This is a genomic window from Bacteroides sp. CACC 737, from assembly GCF_013874375.1.
Lineage (GTDB): Bacteria > Bacteroidota > Bacteroidia > Bacteroidales > Bacteroidaceae > Bacteroides > Bacteroides uniformis.
Map to the genome: position 1 here is coordinate 921,748 of NZ_CP059408.1, position 18,032 is coordinate 939,779.

Annotated in this window: 16 protein-coding genes and 1 tRNA gene; 10 read left to right on the forward strand and 7 right to left on the reverse strand. The window is 46.2% G+C overall.

The genetic code is table 11. From position 1 onward, the window contains the following. The first annotated feature begins 10 nt into the window (after positions 1–10). The 10 genes from H1A11_RS03935 to rplT all read left to right on the forward strand — a co-directional run bounded on the left by H1A11_RS03935 (position 11) and on the right by rplT (position 9,728). Positions 11–889 (forward strand): DUF3869 domain-containing protein, encoded by an 879-nt coding sequence (locus tag H1A11_RS03935; protein ID WP_181757746.1) that lies wholly within the window; start codon positions 11–13, stop codon positions 887–889. 40 nt (positions 890–929) lie between these two features. Next, a complete protein-coding gene (locus H1A11_RS03940; RefSeq protein WP_005836065.1) occupies positions 930–2,069 on the forward strand; it encodes an OmpA family protein in 1,140 nt (379 codons plus the stop codon). A 127-nt stretch (positions 2,070–2,196) separates the two neighbouring features. Beyond that, positions 2,197–2,949: a YjbH domain-containing protein gene (locus tag H1A11_RS03945; RefSeq protein WP_034523133.1), complete on the forward strand. Its 753-nt coding sequence runs from the start codon at positions 2,197–2,199 to the stop codon at positions 2,947–2,949. 117 nt (positions 2,950–3,066) lie between these two features. Then, complete coding sequence (gene ruvX, locus H1A11_RS03950) at positions 3,067–3,492, forward strand: Holliday junction resolvase RuvX (RefSeq protein WP_181757747.1); 426 nt, start codon at positions 3,067–3,069, stop codon at positions 3,490–3,492. A gap of 43 nt (positions 3,493–3,535) precedes the next feature. Beyond that, positions 3,536–4,093 carry a peptide deformylase gene (gene def, locus H1A11_RS03955; RefSeq protein ID WP_022402114.1) on the forward strand — a complete coding sequence of 186 codons (558 nt, stop codon included), beginning with the start codon at positions 3,536–3,538 and terminating at the stop codon, positions 4,091–4,093. 116 nt (positions 4,094–4,209) lie between these two features. After that, entirely contained in the window at positions 4,210–6,270 is a 2,061-nt protein-coding gene (locus H1A11_RS03960; protein ID WP_181757748.1) for a tetratricopeptide repeat protein, read from the forward strand. Positions 6,271–6,349: 79 nt separating this feature from the next. Then, positions 6,350–8,290 carry a threonine--tRNA ligase gene (gene thrS / locus H1A11_RS03965; protein ID WP_005836068.1) on the forward strand — a complete coding sequence of 647 codons (1,941 nt, stop codon included), beginning with the start codon at positions 6,350–6,352 and terminating at the stop codon, positions 8,288–8,290. A 121-nt stretch (positions 8,291–8,411) separates the two neighbouring features. Then, positions 8,412–9,014, forward strand: coding sequence for a translation initiation factor IF-3 (gene infC, locus H1A11_RS03970; RefSeq protein WP_119961672.1), 603 nt, complete (start codon positions 8,412–8,414; stop codon positions 9,012–9,014). 65 nt (positions 9,015–9,079) lie between these two features. After that, positions 9,080–9,277 (forward strand): 50S ribosomal protein L35, encoded by a 198-nt coding sequence (gene rpmI, locus H1A11_RS03975; protein ID WP_005827880.1) that lies wholly within the window; start codon positions 9,080–9,082, stop codon positions 9,275–9,277. A 100-nt stretch (positions 9,278–9,377) separates the two neighbouring features. Continuing rightward, the gene (rplT, locus tag H1A11_RS03980) at positions 9,378–9,728 is read left to right on the forward strand and encodes a 50S ribosomal protein L20 (protein WP_004289896.1); all 351 of its coding nucleotides are present in this window, start codon (positions 9,378–9,380) and stop codon (positions 9,726–9,728) included. 546 nt (positions 9,729–10,274) lie between these two features. Here the strand turns inward: rplT and H1A11_RS03985 are convergent. From H1A11_RS03985 to H1A11_RS04015, 7 genes are all read right to left on the reverse strand, one after another. Then, on the reverse strand, positions 10,275–11,582 hold the full coding sequence (locus H1A11_RS03985; protein WP_138346209.1) for a phenylacetate--CoA ligase family protein: 1,308 nt from the start codon (positions 11,580–11,582) through the stop codon (positions 10,275–10,277). Between the two features lie 30 nt (positions 11,583–11,612). Further along, complete coding sequence (locus H1A11_RS03990) at positions 11,613–12,194, reverse strand: indolepyruvate oxidoreductase subunit beta (RefSeq protein ID WP_117601463.1); 582 nt, start codon at positions 12,192–12,194, stop codon at positions 11,613–11,615. Between the two features lie 4 nt (positions 12,195–12,198). Then, positions 12,199–13,791 carry a thiamine pyrophosphate-dependent enzyme gene (locus H1A11_RS03995; RefSeq protein ID WP_117966620.1) on the reverse strand — a complete coding sequence of 531 codons (1,593 nt, stop codon included), beginning with the start codon at positions 13,789–13,791 and terminating at the stop codon, positions 12,199–12,201. Between the two features lie 76 nt (positions 13,792–13,867). Beyond that, positions 13,868–14,905: an endolytic transglycosylase MltG gene (mltG, locus tag H1A11_RS04000; RefSeq protein WP_174646121.1), complete on the reverse strand. Its 1,038-nt coding sequence runs from the start codon at positions 14,903–14,905 to the stop codon at positions 13,868–13,870. A 66-nt stretch (positions 14,906–14,971) separates the two neighbouring features. After that, positions 14,972–15,883 carry a TolB family protein gene (locus H1A11_RS04005; RefSeq protein ID WP_117601466.1) on the reverse strand — a complete coding sequence of 304 codons (912 nt, stop codon included), beginning with the start codon at positions 15,881–15,883 and terminating at the stop codon, positions 14,972–14,974. Positions 15,884–16,051: 168 nt separating this feature from the next. Further along, positions 16,052–17,563, reverse strand: a complete 1,512-nt coding sequence (locus tag H1A11_RS04010; protein WP_117601467.1) for a glycoside hydrolase family 43 protein — start codon at positions 17,561–17,563, stop codon at positions 16,052–16,054. 373 nt (positions 17,564–17,936) lie between these two features. Continuing rightward, positions 17,937–18,009, reverse strand: a tRNA-Thr gene (locus H1A11_RS04015). Positions 18,010–18,032 lie beyond the last annotated feature (23 nt).

The following is an 18,032-nucleotide window of genomic DNA, read 5'->3' on the forward strand; positions in this document are numbered from 1 at the left end:
ATTAATTGAGATGAAAAAGATTAAATTCTTAAACGGCATAAGTGCAGTATTTGCGTTAGCCGTAGTAGCTTTAGCTACAACTTTAACTTCTTGTGAGAAGGAAGAGTTCAACGTTAATGTAACTCCTACTAATGCACAAGCTGTTATTAGTCCGATTGTGCTTGCTATAGAGGATGGTGTTACTACAGATGTAACTGGCCAAGCCACTATCGCACCTGCAGAGTTGACATTTACTGGTAATCCTACTCTGGCTGCTAAGAGTGTTGATGTTACAGCTTCTTATAATGGTTTGAGTGCAACTGTTACAGTTAAGGTTCCTGCTTTGCAAGCTGGGCAATTTGCTACTCTGACTCCGACTATCATTCTTCAGGAAGAAGATGCTGAGACTAAGATTGTAGCAGTACCCACTACATCTACAGATGAAAAAACAAAAGAAAAAGTGTGGGATAATTATGAACTTTATTGGTATTCTATCCCTTCATTTACTTATGTAGAAAAGAGCGGTGCCAAAGTTGTAGAAGGTTCAAAAAAAATCAACACAGACGATCTTATTGAACGTGCTGCTATTGAATCTTTCTTCAATACGCTTGAAAATACCTATACGGAACATATTGAATCAACAAAAGATGGTGAATATTCTGTTTATGCTAACTCAAGAACAACGGCTTCTATAACTTATACAATTGTAACGACTGAGTATAATGTTGTGAAACAAGCTGTGACTAAGGCTGATGTTGATGCTTTGGGTTCTATTAAGGTTGATGATTATACTACTTCTAAATTGAGTGTCTCTGAAAATCAGGATATTCCTGGTCACGGTCATAGCCACGGTCATGGTCATGGTCATGGTGAAGGCAATGCCGGTGGTGGTGTTGGTGAACTTGATTAATAGAAGTTTTAGTTGTTATTTATCTTAAACTCAAGAGAAAATGAAAAGTAAATTAATGATAGCCTCCTTACTATTGGCAGGCGCTTGTGCAGCAAATCTGAATGCACAGGAAAAAACGAACTACTACACTCCGAAATGGAGCGATAATATTTTTGTCAGTGTAGGTGGTGGTATCCACGCCATCAACAATGACGGTTTCAATAAGATTGCTCCGCATTTCAGCGTGTCAGTTGGTAAGCTGATTACTCCGACTTGGGGGGTACGTGCTCAGGTAAACGGTATTACTCAGCATTTGTGTTTGGATGATGCATACTGGGAACACAACAAAACTTATGTAGGTGGTAACATTGATGCAATGATCAATCTTTCTACATTGTTTGCCGGTGCTAATCCTAACCGTTTCTTCGAAGTTTACGGTTTCTTGGGACCTCAAATTTCTGTAGCAAAATCTCAAAATGTGGATGTTACAATTAGTGCTGATGGTACTTCGCAGTCTATGGCTCCTGCCGGTGAAGCAGAAATGCGTGCACGTATCGGCGCTTCTGCCGGTTTGGGCTTGAAGTTCAATATCAACACCAAGTGGGCCATTGACGTAGAAGCTCGCGGTGCCATCGCTCCGTCCATTTTCGGTAATATCAGCAGCCATCGCAAGGCTGAAGGTACAGGTATGCTGACCGCAGGTGTTAGCTACATCTTCGGCGGTAAGAAGTTCGTTCCGGTTTCTAAGATTGACGAAGACGCAGTCAATGCGGAAATCAACAGATATAGAAGTGAACTGGCTCAGGCTCAGGCTGACCTGGCTAACTGCAAGAATGCACTGGCCAACGCTAAACCTGAAGTTAAGGAAGTGACCAAGGAAGTTGAAGTTGCCGGTCCGCGTGCCATCTTCTTCAAGATTGGCAGCGCCCGTCTGGACGACTATGGCAAGGTTAACATCGAACTGGCTGCCAAGATTCTGAAGGCTAATCCGGACAAGAAGTACAAAGTTGCAGGTTATGCTGACAAGGCTACCGGTAGCGCTTCTTGGAACCAGAAGCTGTCCGAAAAGCGTGCCCAGGTTGTTTACGACGCTTTGATTGCTCAAGGTGTTGACAAGGACCAGCTCGAACTCGTAGGATTCGGTGGTACTGAAAACATGTTCGGTAAGAACTTCCTGAACCGCGTAGTTATCCTGGAATAATACACTCCAAGTGACAAATAGACTCTAAAAATGAAGGCGTCTGGGACTCAGACGCCTTTTTTTGGTACTATGTCCGATGCATGTTATAAAGCAACCCATTTTTTATCAGCGACTGAATTTATATGTGATGATGAAGTTTAAGCTATTCTTTATTGTTCTGTTTTGCAGCCTTTCCCTTTCGGCCTTTTCCCAGTTGACGTATGGTACAACCGGGCTGTTGCATGCGCCCTCTGCGGAGATGCAGCGCGACAAGACTTTCATGGTCGGCGGCAACTTCCTGAACAAGGAGCTCACACCGCCCACCTGGTACTATCATACCTACAACTATTTCCTGAACGTCACCATCTTCCCCTTTCTGGAAGTGGCCTACACGTGTACGCTCTTCAAGGCGGAGGCGTTGGGATTGAAGCCATACGGGTACAGCGGATTCACGAACCAGGACCGCTACTTTTCCGCCCGTCTGCGTGTGTTGAAGGAGGGGCAGTTCTGGAAATACATGCCGGCTGTCGTGCTGGGGACGTCCGACCCGTTCACTTCTTCCGGCGGCGGCCAGGTAGGCACCACGGAAGGTAACGGCTATTACAGCCGTTTCTATATTGCCGCCTCCAAGCATATACCCGTTGTGGGTAAGGAGGAGATCGGTGTCCATCTTTCCTACCTTTACAACAACCGCAAGGAGTACAAACTGAATGGCTTTGCACTGGGTGTCACCTACAATCCCTCCTTCCATCCGCAGTTGAGGGTGATAGCGGAGTACGACTCCAAGGACTTTGCTTTGGGAGCCACTTATCTGCTGTTCAAGCATCTGCATGTGCAGGTCGAAATGCAGAGGATGAAATATTTCACGGGAGGGCTGACATACAAAATTCATTTGAAATAATTAATGAAAAAATCAGAAAAAGGGATGTTTGATACTATCAGACATCCCTTTTTTCTGTATTATATATGTAAGATTAACGGCGGAATTCAAATTTTAATCGTAATTTTGTAGCCCATTATGAGTAGAATAATAGCCATAGACTACGGTCGGAAACGTACGGGAATAGCCGTGAGTGATACATTGCAGATGATTGCGAATGGACTGACAACTGTGCCTACACACCAATTGTTGCAGTTTCTTCTTGATTATGTAGCTAAGGAGTCGGTAGAGCGTATCTTGGTAGGCCTTCCTAAGCAGATGAATAATGAGGCTTCGGAAAACATGAAGAATATCGAACCTTTTGTCCGTTCGCTGAAGAAGAAACTGCCTGACATGCCGGTTGAATATGTAGACGAGCGTTTTACTTCTGTTCTGGCTCATCGGACGATGCTTGAGGCTGGATTGAAAAAGAAAGACCGCCAAAATAAAGCACTGGTGGATGAAATCAGTGCAACTATTATTCTGCAAACTTATTTGGAGAACAAACGTTTCTCCTTTTTATAATGTATAGAAAATAATTTGTAATTAGTAATTTGTAGTAAAGGAAATGATTTTACCCATTTATGTGTACGGTCAGCCCGTATTGAGAAAGGTAGCAGAGGATATTGCCCCGGACTATCCGAATTTGAAAGAGCTTATTGAGAATATGTTTGAAACGATGGACCATGCCGAAGGCGTAGGACTTGCAGCACCGCAGATTGGGCTTCCCATCCGCGTGGTGGTAATCGATTTGGATGTACTTTCCGAAGATATGCCAGAATATAAAGATTTCCGCAAGGCGTATATCAATGCCCATATTTTGGAGGTGTCCGGTGAGGAGGTTTCTATGGACGAGGGGTGCTTGAGCCTTCCCGGTATTCATGAGTCGGTGAAGCGTGGCAACAAAATACGTGTGCAGTACCTGGACGAGAATCTGGAACCGCACGATGAGATTATCGAAGGCTACCTGGCACGCGTGATGCAGCACGAGTTCGACCATCTGGAAGGAAAGATGTTCATCGACCATTTGTCTCCGTTGCGCAAGCAGATGATTAAAGGAAAACTGAATGCCATGTTGAAGGGCAAGGCACACTGCACTTATAAGGTGAAAACCGTAAAGAAATAAGTCAACCATATAATATGGTATAAAAGGCTCAAAAAATATAAAAAGTGTTCCGCTAATCCCGACAAGTAAACGAAAAACGTTACTTTTGTTTCGTTTACAAGCATTTATAAAACAAGATGATAAGAAAAATACTGACAGCTATTTTGCTGTTACCCACATTGTTGTATGCGCAAATCAATACGGAACGGGTGATGACCATTGCTCGGAATGCATTGTATTTTGAGGATTACGTGCTTTCTATCCAATATTTTAATCAGGTAATCAACGCGAAACCTTATTTATATGAGCCTTATTTCTTCCGTGGACTGGCAAAAATCAATTTGGATGACTATCAGGGAGCGGAGAGTGATTGTGATGCTGCGATTCAAAGAAATCCTTTTGTGGTAGGTGCTTACCAGATCAGAGGATTGGCACGTATCCGTCAGAACAAGTTTGACGAGGCGATTGAAGATTATAAAACCGCTATCAAATACGATCCGGAGAATGTGGTGCTTTGGCATAATCTTTCCCTTTGCCATATTCAGAAAGAAGATTATGAGGCGGCTAAGGAAGATTTGGGTACGCTTCTGACAATTGCCCCCAAATATACGCGTGCCTATCTGATGCGCGGGGAAGTCTCCCTGAAACAGAACGATACGATACAAGCTTTGCGTGATTTTGACAAAGCTATTGATATGGACCGTTATGACCCGGACGGATGGGGGGCAAGAGCCATTGTACGTCTCCAGCAGGGAAAGTATAAAGAGGCTGAAGCTGATTTGGACCAGTCTATCCATCTGAGTGCAAAGAATGCCGGTAACTATATCAACCGTGCCTTGGCGCGTTTCCATCAGAATAATTTGAGAGGCGCCATGAGTGACTATGATTTGGCTTTGGATATTGATCCGAATAATTTTCTCGGGCACTACAACCGCGGTCTGCTGCGTGCCCAGGTAGGCGATGACAACCGGGCGATAGAGGATTTTGATTTTGTGTTGAAGATGGAACCGGATAATATGATGGCCACTTTCAATCGTGGTTTGTTACGTGCGCAGACGGGGGATTACCGGGGAGCTATCAGTGACTATTCCAAAGTGATTGCAGAATATCCTAACTTTATGGCCGGCTATTATCAGCGTGCCGAAGCCCGTAAAAAGATTGGCGACCGTAAAGGAGCCGAGCAGGATGAGTTCAAAATCATGAAGATGCAGATAGACAAGCGTAACGGTGTTTCTTCCGGTGACAAAAAGGAAGGTGGCGACAGTAAGGATGTTGCGGATAATTCTTCGGGGAACTCCAATGGAGATGGCGGGAAGACCCGTAAGAAATCCGACAAGAATATGGAAAATTATCGGAAAATTGTAATAGCGGACGATTCGGAAGTTGACCAGCGTTATAAGAGCGATTATCGTGGACGTGTACAAGACCGGAATGTGACCATCAAGCTTGAGCCGATGTATGCTTTGACTTATTATGAGAAACTGAGCGATGTGAAGCGTATCGTACATTATCATAAGTATATTGAGGAACTGAACCATTCGAAACTGTTCCCGAAGCCACTGCGCATCGCCAATATGGAAGCTCCGCTGACGGAGGAACAAGTACGCTTCCACTTTGCTTTGATAGACGCTCATACGTCTGATGTGGTGGCTGACGAGAAGAACGCCAAGAAACGTTTCATGAGAGGTCTGGACTTCTATCTGGTTCAGGATTTTGCCAGTTCCATAGATGACTTTACAAAGAGTATCTTGTTGGACGACACTTTCTTTCCGGCATACTTTATGCGTGCTTTGGTGCGTTATAAGCAACTGGAATATAAAAAGGCCGAAGCCACAATGAGTGAAGGCGCCACTTCGGGTACAACGGAAATGAAGAAGCCTGAAGTGACGGCCATCGATTATGAAGTTGTGAAGAATGACCTGGACCACGTTATCCAATTGGCTCCTGATTTTGTTTATGGCTATTATAACCGTGGCAATGTGTCTTCGTTGCTGAAGGATTACCGTGCCGCCTTGGCGGATTATGACAAGGCGATTGAGCTGAGCCCCGATTTTGCTGAAGCATACTTTAACCGTGGGTTGACGCACATCTTCCTGGGGAATAACAAACAAGGTATTGCTGATTTGAGTAAAGCCGGAGAGTTGGGCATTGTGTCGGCCTATAATATCATAAAGAGGTTTACAGATACACGGGAATAACATTTTTTTGCTAAAAAATAGAATATCAAAAAGAATTAGCTATTTTTGCGTTCTGAAAAATGAAATATACATATAAACTATGATAAAGATAACATTTCCAGACGGCTCTGTTCGTGAATATAACGAAGGAGTAACGGGACTGCAGATTGCAGAAAGCATCAGTTCGCGATTGGCACAAGACGTGCTGGCTTGTGGCGTGAACGGAGAAATTTATGATTTGGGGCGTCCTATCATGCAAGACGCTGAAGTGGTTCTTTATAAATGGGAGGATGAGCAGGGTAAGCATGCCTTTTGGCATACCAGTGCCCACCTGCTGGCCGAAGCTTTGCAGGAACTCTATCCGGGCATCCAGTTCGGTATAGGTCCTGCTATCGAAAACGGTTTCTACTATGATGTGGACCCGGGTGAAACGACTATCAAGGAAGCTGACCTGCCGGCCATTGAGAAAAAAATGGCTGAACTGGTGGCTAAGAAAGAAGCGGTTGTCAGACAAGACATTGCCAAGGCAGATGCTTTGAAGATGTTTGGTGACCGTGGAGAAACTTATAAATGCGAGCTGATTTCCGAATTGGAAGACGGTCACATCACAACTTATACGCAGGGTGCATTTACTGATTTGTGCCGTGGCCCTCACTTGATGACCACAGCTCCTATCAAGGCTATTAAGCTGACTTCCGTCGCCGGTGCTTATTGGCGTGGACAAGAAGACCGTAAGATGATGACCCGTATCTATGGTATCACCTTCCCGAAGAAGAAGATGCTGGATGAGTATCTTGTTCTGCTGGAAGAGGCAAAGAAGCGCGATCACCGTAAAATCGGTAAGGAGATGGACTTGTTCATGTTCTCCGACACCGTAGGTAAGGGACTCCCGATGTGGCTGCCCAAAGGTACTGCACTGCGTATCCGCTTGCAGGACTTCTTACGTCGCATCCAGGCCCGTTACGATTATCAGGAAGTAATGTGTCCGCCCATCGGCAACAAATTGCTTTACATCACTTCCGGACACTATGCAAAATATGGTAAGGACTCCTTTCAGCCCATACATACACCGGAAGAAGGGGAAGAGTACTTCTTGAAACCGATGAACTGCCCTCACCACTGTATGATTTACAAGAACTCACCCCGTTCTTACAAAGACCTGCCTTTGCGTTTGGCAGAGTTCGGTACGGTTTGCCGTTACGAGCAGAGTGGTGAGCTGCACGGGCTGACACGTGTACGTAGCTTTACGCAGGATGATGCGCACATCTTCTGTCGTCCGGACCAGGTGAAGGATGAGTTCCTCCGTGTAATGGACATTATCTCCATCGTGTTCGAATCTATGGACTTCGAGAACTTCGAGGCACAGATTTCCTTGCGCGACAAGGTGAACCGCGAAAAATATATCGGTAGTGACGAGAACTGGGAAAAAGCAGAACGTGCCATTATCGAAGCTTGTGAAGAAAAGGGGTTGAAGGCAAAAATAGAATATGGAGAAGCTGCTTTCTATGGTCCTAAACTGGATTTCATGGTGAAGGATGCCATTGGTCGCCGTTGGCAGCTGGGTACCATCCAGGTGGACTACAACCTGCCGGAACGTTTCCAACTGGAATATACCGGTGCCGACAATCAGAAGCACCGTCCCGTAATGGTTCACCGTGCTCCGTTCGGCTCCATGGAACGTTTCGTGGCTGTGCTTATTGAGCATACAGCTGGTAAATTCCCGTTGTGGCTGACTCCTGATCAGGTCGCTATTCTGCCTATCAGCGAGAAGTTCAACGACTATGCGCATGAAGTGAAACAATACTTGAAGCGATATGACATCCGTGCCATTGTGGATGAACGCAATGAAAAGATTGGTCGTAAGATTCGTGACAATGAGATGAAGCGTATTCCGTACATGCTGGTTGTAGGTGAAAAGGAGGCTGAAAACAAGGAAGTTGCTGTCCGCAAGCAGGGAGAAGGTGATAAGGGAACCATGAAATTTGAAGAATTTGCCAAAAAAATGAACGAAGAAGTTCAGAATATGATAAATAAATGGTAACTTTGCGCCCAATTGTAGAAGCATAGCATATATTAGATGTTCTAAAGATCGCTTTTACTTAACATAAAACATTAATTTGGGAATAGTAAATAAGAAACAAACTGGAAGTAAACGTTATTTAATGAAGAATGACAGCTTAAAAGGGCAACATCGGATTAACGAACAAATCCGGGCCAAAGAAGTCCGCATAGTGGGCGATGAAGTAGAACCAAAAGTGTATCCGATAGCGCAGGCTTTAAGACTTGCTGAAGAACATGAAGCGGATCTCGTGGAGATTTCTCCAAATGCACAACCCCCTGTTTGTCGTATTATTGATTATTCTAAATTTCTTTATCAGTTAAAGAAGCGTCAGAAAGAGCAAAAGGCAAAGCAGGTGAAGGTAAACGTGAAGGAAATACGTTTTGGACCTCAGACTGATGACCATGACTATAATTTCAAGTTGAAGCATGCCAAAGGCTTTTTGGAAGATGGCGATAAGGTGAAAGCCTACGTATTCTTTAAAGGTCGTTCTATCTTGTTCAAAGAGCAAGGAGAAGTGCTGCTGCTCCGTTTTGCCAATGACTTGGAAGATTATGCGAAGGTAGACCAGATGCCGGTTCTGGAAGGAAAGAGAATGACAATCCAGCTCTCTCCGAAGAAAGCGGCGGCATCGAAGAAGAACGTGGCTCCCAAGCCTGCAGAAGATGCGCCAAAGGCCGCGTCGGCTGAAACCGAAGGAGAATAAAGAATGAGTAACGCCATAGGTATAGTGCGTTGCCATATAATTTAATAATTAAAAAGTTAAAAAAGATGCCAAAGATGAAGACTAACTCCGGTTCTAAAAAGAGATTTACTCTTACCGGAACAGGTAAAATCAAAAGAAAGCACGCTTTTCATAGTCACATCCTGACTAAGAAAACTAAGAAGCAGAAAAGAAACTTGTGCTACTCTACACTTGTAAGTACAACAGATGTAAGCCAGGTGAAAGAGCTTTTAGCAATGAAGTAATTGAAAAGCGTACAAAAGTATTAAAGTTATTAACCGAATGCATTAGCTTTAAGTCCGCTGCGTGAAGTAACGGCGCTAACATTCAAAAACAAGTAAAACTATGCCAAGATCAGTAAATCATGTTGCTTCTAAAGCAAGAAGAAAGAAAATTTTGAAATTGACCAGAGGTTACTTTGGTGCAAGAAAGAACGTTTGGACCGTTGCCAAGAATACTTGGGAGAAAGGTTTGACTTATGCGTTCCGTGACCGTAAGAACAAGAAGAGAAACTTCCGTGCTTTGTGGATTCAGCGTATCAATGCTGCCGCTCGTCTGGAAGGTATGTCTTACTCTAAGCTGATGGGCGCTTTGCACAAAGCCGGTATCGAAATCAACCGCAAGGTGTTGGCTGATTTAGCGATGAACCATCCGGAAGCTTTCAAGGCTATCGTTGCTAAAGCAAAGGCTGCATAAAAACAGTTAGCAGATAAACTACGAGGTGCTGATTACTCTTTTGGTAGTCAGCACTTTTTGTTTTCTGATAGTCTTGGGAGGGGTTAAAACATTAAAAGGGCTTGAAACAATTTGCTGATTTTACTTGTTTCTTTCATAGAAACTCATTACCTTTGTTATAGAAAAAATAGCCGCATTGATTGGATCGGGAAACTCATCAATTTTTATGAAATACCGAGACAAGCTTCGCTTCTCAATGGCGGGCCACGCCCTTCGGGGTAACTCTTGAGTCGGTGGATTACAAAGAGGAGGAGCACTCAAATCATGTCATACGGAGTTTCATCACATCATCGGTGCGGCTTTCTATAAAAGAGGAACGGTAATCTGTCTGGATAACCCGTTCCTCTTTCTTTTTATGCGGATGTGGGTGATTGTGAAACAAATGATACGTGATGCTGAAACAGATGATGTATCAAGGGAAGATAGATGATACGTTTATACAAAACAGACCATCTGTATAGGGTGAACAGGAACAGATGGTCTGTTTTGAACAGAGGTTTTTACGGTTTATTTGTTGTTCCTCAGGTCTTTTACCCTGACGGCTTTTCCTTCGCTCTGCGGTAGGGAGCCTTTCTTCACCAACCGCAATTTCGGGGTTACTAGAATCTCGTCTTTCAACTGACGGGTGATTGCTTTGCGAATCTTCTCCAGCTCGATATAGTTATCGGTAGAGAGGTCGCTGAGTTCAACTTCTACAATCATTTCATCTTGATTATTAACCGTTTCAAGTGTGATGAGGTAATTACTGCCCAATTCGGGGAATTGTACCAGCACCTTTTCCACCTGCATGGGGAAGATGTTGACTCCCTTGATGATGAACATGTCGTCACTACGGCCTTTGATGCGGTCTATACGGATGTGGGTACGTCCGCAAGGGCACTTGCCAGGCAGAATGCGGGTAAGGTCGCGCGTGCGATAACGGATAAGCGGCATCATTTCTCTGTCTAAGGTTGTCAGTACCAGTTCGCCGATTTCACCTTCCGGTACGGGGTCGCCGGTTTCCGGATTAATGATTTCGACCAGGTAGCAATCTTCCCAGAAGTGCATGCCGTCTTGTTCGGTACATTCGAAGGCTACGCCGGGACCGTTCATTTCAGTCATACCGAAGCTGTTGTAGGCTTTGACACCAAGCATGCGCTCAATCTTTCTACGTTGCTCGTCTGTGTGGGGTTCGGCACCGATAACAAGCGTTTTCAAGCTTGTACTGGTAGGGTCTATACCTTCTTCCTGGAATACTTCGGCCAGACGGATGGCATAGCTGGGAATGGCATGTAGGGCAGTAGTCTTGAAATCGGTGATGAACTTAATCTGGCGCTTGCTGTTGCCGGCAGCGGCAGGAACAGTCAGTGCACCCAGACGTTCGGCTCCATACTGAAAGCCCAGTCCTCCGGTGAACATACCGTAGCCGGAGCTGTTTTGGAAAACATCCGTCTTACGGATGCCTACCATATAGAGGCAGCGTGCCACTAAGTTTGCCCAAGAGTCCAAATCGTGTTGGGAGTGTACGATGACCGTCGGCGTGCCCGTAGTGCCACTGGAAGAATGGATACGTACTCCGTCCTCACGCATATCGCCTGCTACTAATCCAAAAGGATAATTGGCGCGCATATCAGCCTTGGTGGTAAACGGTATCTTACGTATGTCTTCTATAGACCGGATGCTGCCGGCAGTGATGCCATGCTCTTGGAATACTTTTTTATAGTAGGGAGAGTTGGCGGCAATGCTGACAGTCTTTTTTAACCGTTGCAGTTGTAGTTCGCGCAACTGCTCACGGGGCATCGTTTCAATCTCTTCTTCCCAGTATTTGTTATTCATGGTATGTTGAAATTTAGAGTCAATTATAGTTTACATCAGTTTTTCAGCAATCTCTTTGCCGGCAGCCAACGCTTTGAGGTTCAACTCTACAATGGCGTCTCCCTTGCGTTGGAAGATTTCGCGGATGCTGTCTTGCACCTTTGCATAGTCAATGCCGAGAAAGGGGATGGTGGCGCCCAGCAGTACGATGTTCGCTACGCGGGGAGAGCCGACTTCTTTTGCCACCTCGTTTACGTTCAGCATGATTTTATGCGGCAGCTTGTTGATTTCGGCCTTGATGTCTTCTTCTGCCGGATAGTTGGGAATGTTGATGAAGGGAGCTTCATTGGTCACCAGCCAACCCTCAGGGCTGAGGAAGGGGAGGTAGCGCAACGCCTCCATCGGTTCCAAGGAGATGATGAGGTCGCATTTTCCTGTGGGGATAAGGTCCGAGGCGATGGGTTGGTCGCTGATGCGCAAGTTGGACTGCACGTCACCGCCTCGCTGGCTCATGCCGTGTACTTCTGCCTGCTTCATGTAGAGTCCGCCCTTGAGGGCTGCTTTGCCGATTACGGTGGCGATGGAGAGGATACCTTGTCCTCCTACGCCGGAAAGTATGATGTCTTTTTTCATGGCTTTACTTGTTTCTTTTTTTGCGTGCTAATGTTTGGATACATTCTCTGCGGGGGATGATGACGGATACGCCGTGGTATTCGATTTCTTCCCGGATGATTTGCTTCATCTCTTCGTAGTTCTTCTTCAAAGGAACTACGACGCGGATGTGTTCGGGAGCTACACCGATGCCGGCGCAGATGGCTTCCAAACGTCCGGTGCCGGCAGAGTCTTGTCCTCCGGTCATGGCGGTGGTTTCGTTGTCGGAGATGACGATGGTGACGTCGGCGTTTTCGTTGACGCAATCCAGCAGTCCTGTCATGCCCGAGTGGGTGAAGGTGGAGTCGCCGATAACGGCTACGGCAGGATGCAGACCGGCATCCGAAGCACCCTTCGCCATGGTGATGGAGGCGCCCATATCCACGCAAGAGTTAATGGCGTTGAACGGAGCGTTGGCTCCCAGCGTGTAGCAACCAATGTCGCTGAACACCTTATAAGTGGGATATTCTTCTTTCAATACTTGGGTCAGCACCGTGTACATGTCGCGATGGCCGCAACCCTCGCACAAAGCGGGCGGGCGCATCTCTACCAGAGAAGGAACGCTGAATTCAGCCTTGTTCTCTTTGCCTACGGCATGTGCCACGCTGTCCGGGTTCAGCTCTCCGTCTTGTGAAAGAGTGCCGTCCAAACGGCCTTTTACTTTGATGCCGATGCCCAGATAGCCTTTCAGCTGTTTTTCTACGAACGGTTGTCCGTCTTCCAGTACCAGAATCTCGTCACATGCTTCTACCAGCTGCATCAGCTGTTTCTTGGGCAACGGGTATTGTCCGATTTTCAGTACCGGATATTCGCAGCCTTCGGGATAGTTTTCCATCAGGTAGTTGTAGCCGATGCCGCATGCCACGATACCCAGCTTTTTGTTGGGACCGTCGGTATATTTGTTGTAAGCGGAGTTTTCAGAAGCTTTGATAAATTCGTCCTGGCGTTGCAGCAATGCTTTGTAACGTTTGCGTGCATTACCCGGCAGGAGGATGAACTGCCGTGGGTCTTCGCTGAAGGAAATCTCATTCTGCGGTTGTTGCTCCTTGCGCTCTACACCGGAACGGGAGTGTGCCAGGCGCGTAACCATGCGCATCAGGATGGGTTCGCCGGTCTGTTCGGAGAAGCTGAATCCGTTGTATACCATGTCGTATGCTTCCTGCTGGTTGCTTGGTTCGTACATCGGGATGAGGGAGAAGTCGCCATAGAAACGGCTGTCCTGCTCGTTCTGCGAGGAATGCATGCTGGGATCGTCGGCAGCTATGACTATCAGACCACCTTTTACGCCGGTAATGGCAGAGTTGATGAAACAGTCGGCAGCCACGTTCATACCCACGTGCTTCATGCACACTAGTGAACGCTTGCCTGCAAAGGACATGCCCAGGGCAGCCTCCATCGCAGTTTTTTCGTTAGAGCACCAGCGGTTATGAATGTTCTTTTCAGCAGTAACCGGTGCCATCTGAATATATTCGGTGATTTCCGTAGAAGGAGTGCCGGGATAGGCATATACGCCCGAAAGTCCGGCATCTAATGCAGCTTGTGCAATGGCTTCATCGCCAAGTAAGAGTTGCTTGCTCATATCTGAATATTTAAGTGTTAGTCATGGATTAATATTTGACGCAAATATAGGATTTTGCTTTTATTTTATCAGCAGATTACTTGAAAATCTTTCTTTCGTTTAATGCATCCCAATATCTTCTTGCATTTTTTATGTGCTCGGCATAATTGGATGCAAAGTTATGGGTGCCCGAGAAGTCCTCTTTGGCACACATGTAGAGGTAGTTGTGTTTCGTATAATTCAGCACGGCATCCAGCCCGCTGGGTGAGGGGATGCGTATGGGGCCGGGAGGCAATCCGGTATTGAGGTAGGTGTTGTAGGGGGATTCTACCGCCAGATGGCCATTCGTAATTCTCCGCAAGCCGAAGGCCTGCAAGGCAAATTTGATGGTAGGGTCGGCTTGCAGGGGCATGCCGGCGTGCAGGCGGTTGATATATAACCCTGCTACCATCGGTTTTTCAGGATTGTTGTTTGTCTCTTCCTCGACGATGGAGGCAAGGGTGCAGATTTCCGTCGGGGTCATTCCGATGGCGGTGGCTTTGCCTAGGCGTTCCTGGTTCCAGAACCTTTGGTGCTCTTTCTGCATTCTTTCGAAGAACTCTTCCACACTCATGTCCCAATAGACTTGGTAGGTTTCGGGGATGAAGAGGCAGGGCAAGGTCTCTTTGGTGTATCCCAGTTTTTGTTGGAATGCGGAGTCGTTCATCAGTCCGGCTATTTCGGCGGAGTCTATCATGAGCTGTTTGCTTATGCTGCGTGCCAGGCGGTCCAGCGTGCGTACGCTGCCGACGGTGAGGTTCATAGGTTCTTGATATCCGCGGTACAGACGGCTGAATACGTGATATACGTTTTCTCCCGGCCGGATAGCGTAGCGTCCGGTGTGTATGTTTTCGGAATATTTCTTGTATTGGGCCATCCAGCGGAAGCCGGTGAAGCTTCGGGGATGGCCTTGTTGTTTCACTTTATTATATATGGAGTCAGCGGTGTCGTCGCGGTCTATATAGATATAGACTGTCTTTTGCGGATGGAATTGCGGGGCAAACAGATAGTAGTATACTGTTCCTGCACAAGCTGCTCCAATAAGAATTAGTGTAACGAATGTTCCGATAATGATTTTCTTCTTTTTCTTTTCCATTTTGTTTTACTGCATCTTTAGTCGGGCAAAGTTAGTAAAAAATGGAGTGAAAATCATCAAGTCATATCAGTTAATTCGATAGCTGACAAAGGCTATGCGTTTGCTGTCCGGTGCCCATGAGTTGACATTGATGGTGCCTTGTCCGCCGAAAATCTTTAACAAAGTTTTGGGCTCTCCACCGTTTGCGGGCATTAGGCGCAGTTCTACGTTCTTGTTTGCCAGATGCTCTCCCGGTTCCAGGTCACCTTTGTAGTAGGTGATGAATACAACGGATTTTCCGTCGGGAGAGATGTGGGGGAACCAGGAGTTGCGGGTTTCGTCAAAGGTCATCTGGGTCTGTTCGGAGCCGTCTGCCTTCATGCGCCAGACTTGCATGAGTCCGGTGCGTACGGAGTTGAACCAGATGTATTGTCCACAGGGGGAATATTCCGGTCCGTCATCCAGACCCTCGGCAGTGGTCAGGCGGGTTTCTTCACCTCCTTCCACGGGGATGGTATAAATATCATAGTTGCCGTTTCGTTCGGCGCAATAGGCAAGTTCTTTACCGTCGGGACTCCAACCGTGGAGGTAGCTGGGAGCCATAGGCGTTATTAAACGGGGAGTGCCGCCCGTGATGGGAAGTGTATAAATGCGCGATTTATAGTCCTCTTTCGTCCCGTGGCTGATGGCTATCTGCTGTCCGTCGGCCGAGAGGACGTGGTCGTTGTTGCAGTTTTGGGCAAATCCGGTGTTTATCAGTTCCGGTTTGGCAGGCGAGGTGGGGGAAAGGCGGTAAAGCTTTCCTTCGCTGTTGTATAGCAGCCATTGCCCGTCGGGCGTCCAATTGGGGGCTTCAATCCGGTAGGGAAATTCTTTGACGACGGTCCGGTTACCATTGGTTACATCCAGTATTTCGAGGACGCTGGTAATCTCGTTTTTTTGTTGAGCGGTTGCGGTCAGTGCAACAGTTGCAAAGAAGGGGATTAAATAGGGTTTCATGTTTATATCGTATTTAATAAATCTCCGCAAGATACATTTTTTATTGGAAACTACATAGTCGGAGCATTTTTTTCATTAAAATCTGTAGTGCTGACCGAATGCGTAGTGCTTATCATATAAATAATTATTGCAATGAATATTTTTGAGGGCTACGGTAGATTATGCTTTTCAAAATCTCTCAAATATCCATTCATCTACCTTCAGTTCTTTGCCTTTAAATACGAAATAAAGGTTGTGAATACCGTCTTTGTCTGTGTTTATCTTTGTAGAGACAGTCTGTAAAGAGTCTGAATTGAAGGAGGTGGAAGCCAGTACTTCACCATCGGGGCGGTCAAGGTGCACTTCCAGAGTGCCGTGTCCTGCTGCTGTGGCACGGAATAGAGAGGGAAAGCCGGAGAAGAATACGCCACGTACGGATATAACTGATTTCTTTTGTTCACTGCCCACTGCAAGCATGTTGCCGGGTGTGGCTGTAGGCTCAAAGTGTATGCCTAGCGTAGCGGCTGTTGTTTCTGCTTGCTGATGAATGAACGGGTTCACTGGCTTTATCTGGTCCACACCCTTCAGTGTGGCTTCTCCCATTTCCAGCTTCACGTTTTTTTCGTCTACCTTCAGCTTGTTGACGCAAAGGCTGCGGAAACCGCCATTGGTGCCTTTGTGTTCTTGCAAGCACATGTTGTGATAAAATAGGTAATAGTCTCCTTTGTATTTTTGCAGATGGGTATGATTGTTGCTGAACCCCATACCATAGTCTCCGGGATTCTTGAAATAATTGTCCACATACTTCCAGCTGTCGGTGTCGAGAGGCGTGTGTGAAGTCATGTACGACATGCAGCAGATGCTGGGTTTGTCCACTCCCTCGTGGGGCCATTCGGTGCGCTTGTTCCAGTCGGTATTGTAGGTATAAATCCATGTGCCGTTCCAGTAGTTCAGCTCATTGGCTTCGAAGTGATAGGGAGCTTTTATCTCTACTATCTCGCTGTCCAGACTAATCAGGTCTTTGCCCAAGCGGACAATGCGGGCATCTCCAGGCATGTAGTCGGTGCCGACTTCCCCCTTTCCGCCTCCACCGAATGATAACCATCCTATACCTTCGTCATCTATCACGGCACCCGGGTCGAAGGGAGCTTTGCAGTGGCCTAATCCTTGGGTGAACTGGCTCACCAGCATACGCCCCAGCGGGTCGGTCCACGGGCCTACGGGAGAGGTGGAGGTTAGTACGCCTACGCCCGCACCGCTGTTGGAGTAGTAGAGGTAGAAGTGGGTTTTACCGTCCGATTCTATCCGCGATACAATGGATGGAGCCCATGAGGCTATACCCCATGGTGAGAGGGCCTTTACGTCAATCAGTCCGTGATAAGTCCAGTTTACCATGTCATCGGTAGACAACATAACCAGCGAATGGATGTATTGGTATGTGTTTTTGCCATCTTTCCCCACACTGTCCAGTTGCTGGGTGTCATTGGTTCCATACACATAGAGCCTTCCGTTGTATTCCATCGATGTCGGGTCGGCCACAAAAATGAAATCCGACAGTGGGTTGGCGTTTCCACTGAAGAATTTGGGTGATTCTACCGGATGCGTGTCTTTCTTTCCTGAAGTGGAAAGCGCCCACATATCGTTTCCTGCGGACATAGCCGCCAGCAGCAAAGCTGCTGTAAATAACTTGATTCTTTTCATTTTCTTATAGTATATTATAGAAATCTATGGTAACCTTTTGATTTTAGCTTGTGTTTTTTCGTCATCTCAATACTTCATTTAAGATTGAAAAATTTGGTTATTGAAAAGTTGCCACAAATATTGGGAATTACTATATATAATATAGGTGTATTATGTTTTTAATAGTGTATCTATATGTTTCAAGTTATCATTTTAGACTGTGGATGTAATCAGATGGTGCTGTTTTAAACCTATTTTGAGATAATCATGCGGCTATAGATTAAACTGTTTGAAAGGGCATTGTGTTTTATGCAAATATACTCGTAGAAGAGCGTTTTTTATTTTAGAAAAGAAAAAGCACTGATTATCTGGAATAATCAGTGCTTTAATATTGAGCCGCTAGCCAGACTTGAACTGGCGACCTACGCGTTACGAATGCGTTGCTCTACCAACTGAGCTATAGCGGCAATAAACTTTTGTTTACGGGGTG

Excerpts from the sequence above, each read along its gene's own strand:
- rpmI (WP_005827880.1), top strand. The coding sequence starts at position 9,080 with ATGCCAAAGATGAAGACTAACTCCGGTTCTAAAAAGAGATTTACTCTT.
- def (WP_022402114.1), top strand. The coding sequence starts at position 3,536 with ATGATTTTACCCATTTATGTGTACGGTCAGCCCGTATTGAGAAAGGTA.
- thrS (WP_005836068.1), top strand. The coding sequence starts at position 6,350 with ATGATAAAGATAACATTTCCAGACGGCTCTGTTCGTGAATATAACGAA.
- H1A11_RS04010 (WP_117601467.1), bottom strand. The coding sequence starts at position 17,563 with ATGAAAAGAATCAAGTTATTTACAGCAGCTTTGCTGCTGGCGGCTATG.
- H1A11_RS03940 (WP_005836065.1), top strand. The coding sequence starts at position 930 with ATGAAAAGTAAATTAATGATAGCCTCCTTACTATTGGCAGGCGCTTGT.
- H1A11_RS03990 (WP_117601463.1), bottom strand. The coding sequence starts at position 12,194 with ATGAAAAAAGACATCATACTTTCCGGCGTAGGAGGACAAGGTATCCTC.
- rplT (WP_004289896.1), top strand. The coding sequence starts at position 9,378 with ATGCCAAGATCAGTAAATCATGTTGCTTCTAAAGCAAGAAGAAAGAAA.
- ruvX (WP_181757747.1), top strand. The coding sequence starts at position 3,067 with ATGAGTAGAATAATAGCCATAGACTACGGTCGGAAACGTACGGGAATA.
- H1A11_RS03985 (WP_138346209.1), bottom strand. The coding sequence starts at position 11,582 with ATGAATAACAAATACTGGGAAGAAGAGATTGAAACGATGCCCCGTGAG.
- mltG (WP_174646121.1), bottom strand. The coding sequence starts at position 14,905 with ATGGAAAAGAAAAAGAAGAAAATCATTATCGGAACATTCGTTACACTA.
- H1A11_RS03945 (WP_034523133.1), top strand. The coding sequence starts at position 2,197 with ATGATGAAGTTTAAGCTATTCTTTATTGTTCTGTTTTGCAGCCTTTCC.
- H1A11_RS04005 (WP_117601466.1), bottom strand. The coding sequence starts at position 15,883 with ATGAAACCCTATTTAATCCCCTTCTTTGCAACTGTTGCACTGACCGCA.
- H1A11_RS03995 (WP_117966620.1), bottom strand. The coding sequence starts at position 13,791 with ATGAGCAAGCAACTCTTACTTGGCGATGAAGCCATTGCACAAGCTGCA.
- infC (WP_119961672.1), top strand. The coding sequence starts at position 8,412 with ATGAAGAATGACAGCTTAAAAGGGCAACATCGGATTAACGAACAAATC.
- H1A11_RS03935 (WP_181757746.1), top strand. The coding sequence starts at position 11 with ATGAAAAAGATTAAATTCTTAAACGGCATAAGTGCAGTATTTGCGTTA.
- H1A11_RS03960 (WP_181757748.1), top strand. The coding sequence starts at position 4,210 with ATGATAAGAAAAATACTGACAGCTATTTTGCTGTTACCCACATTGTTG.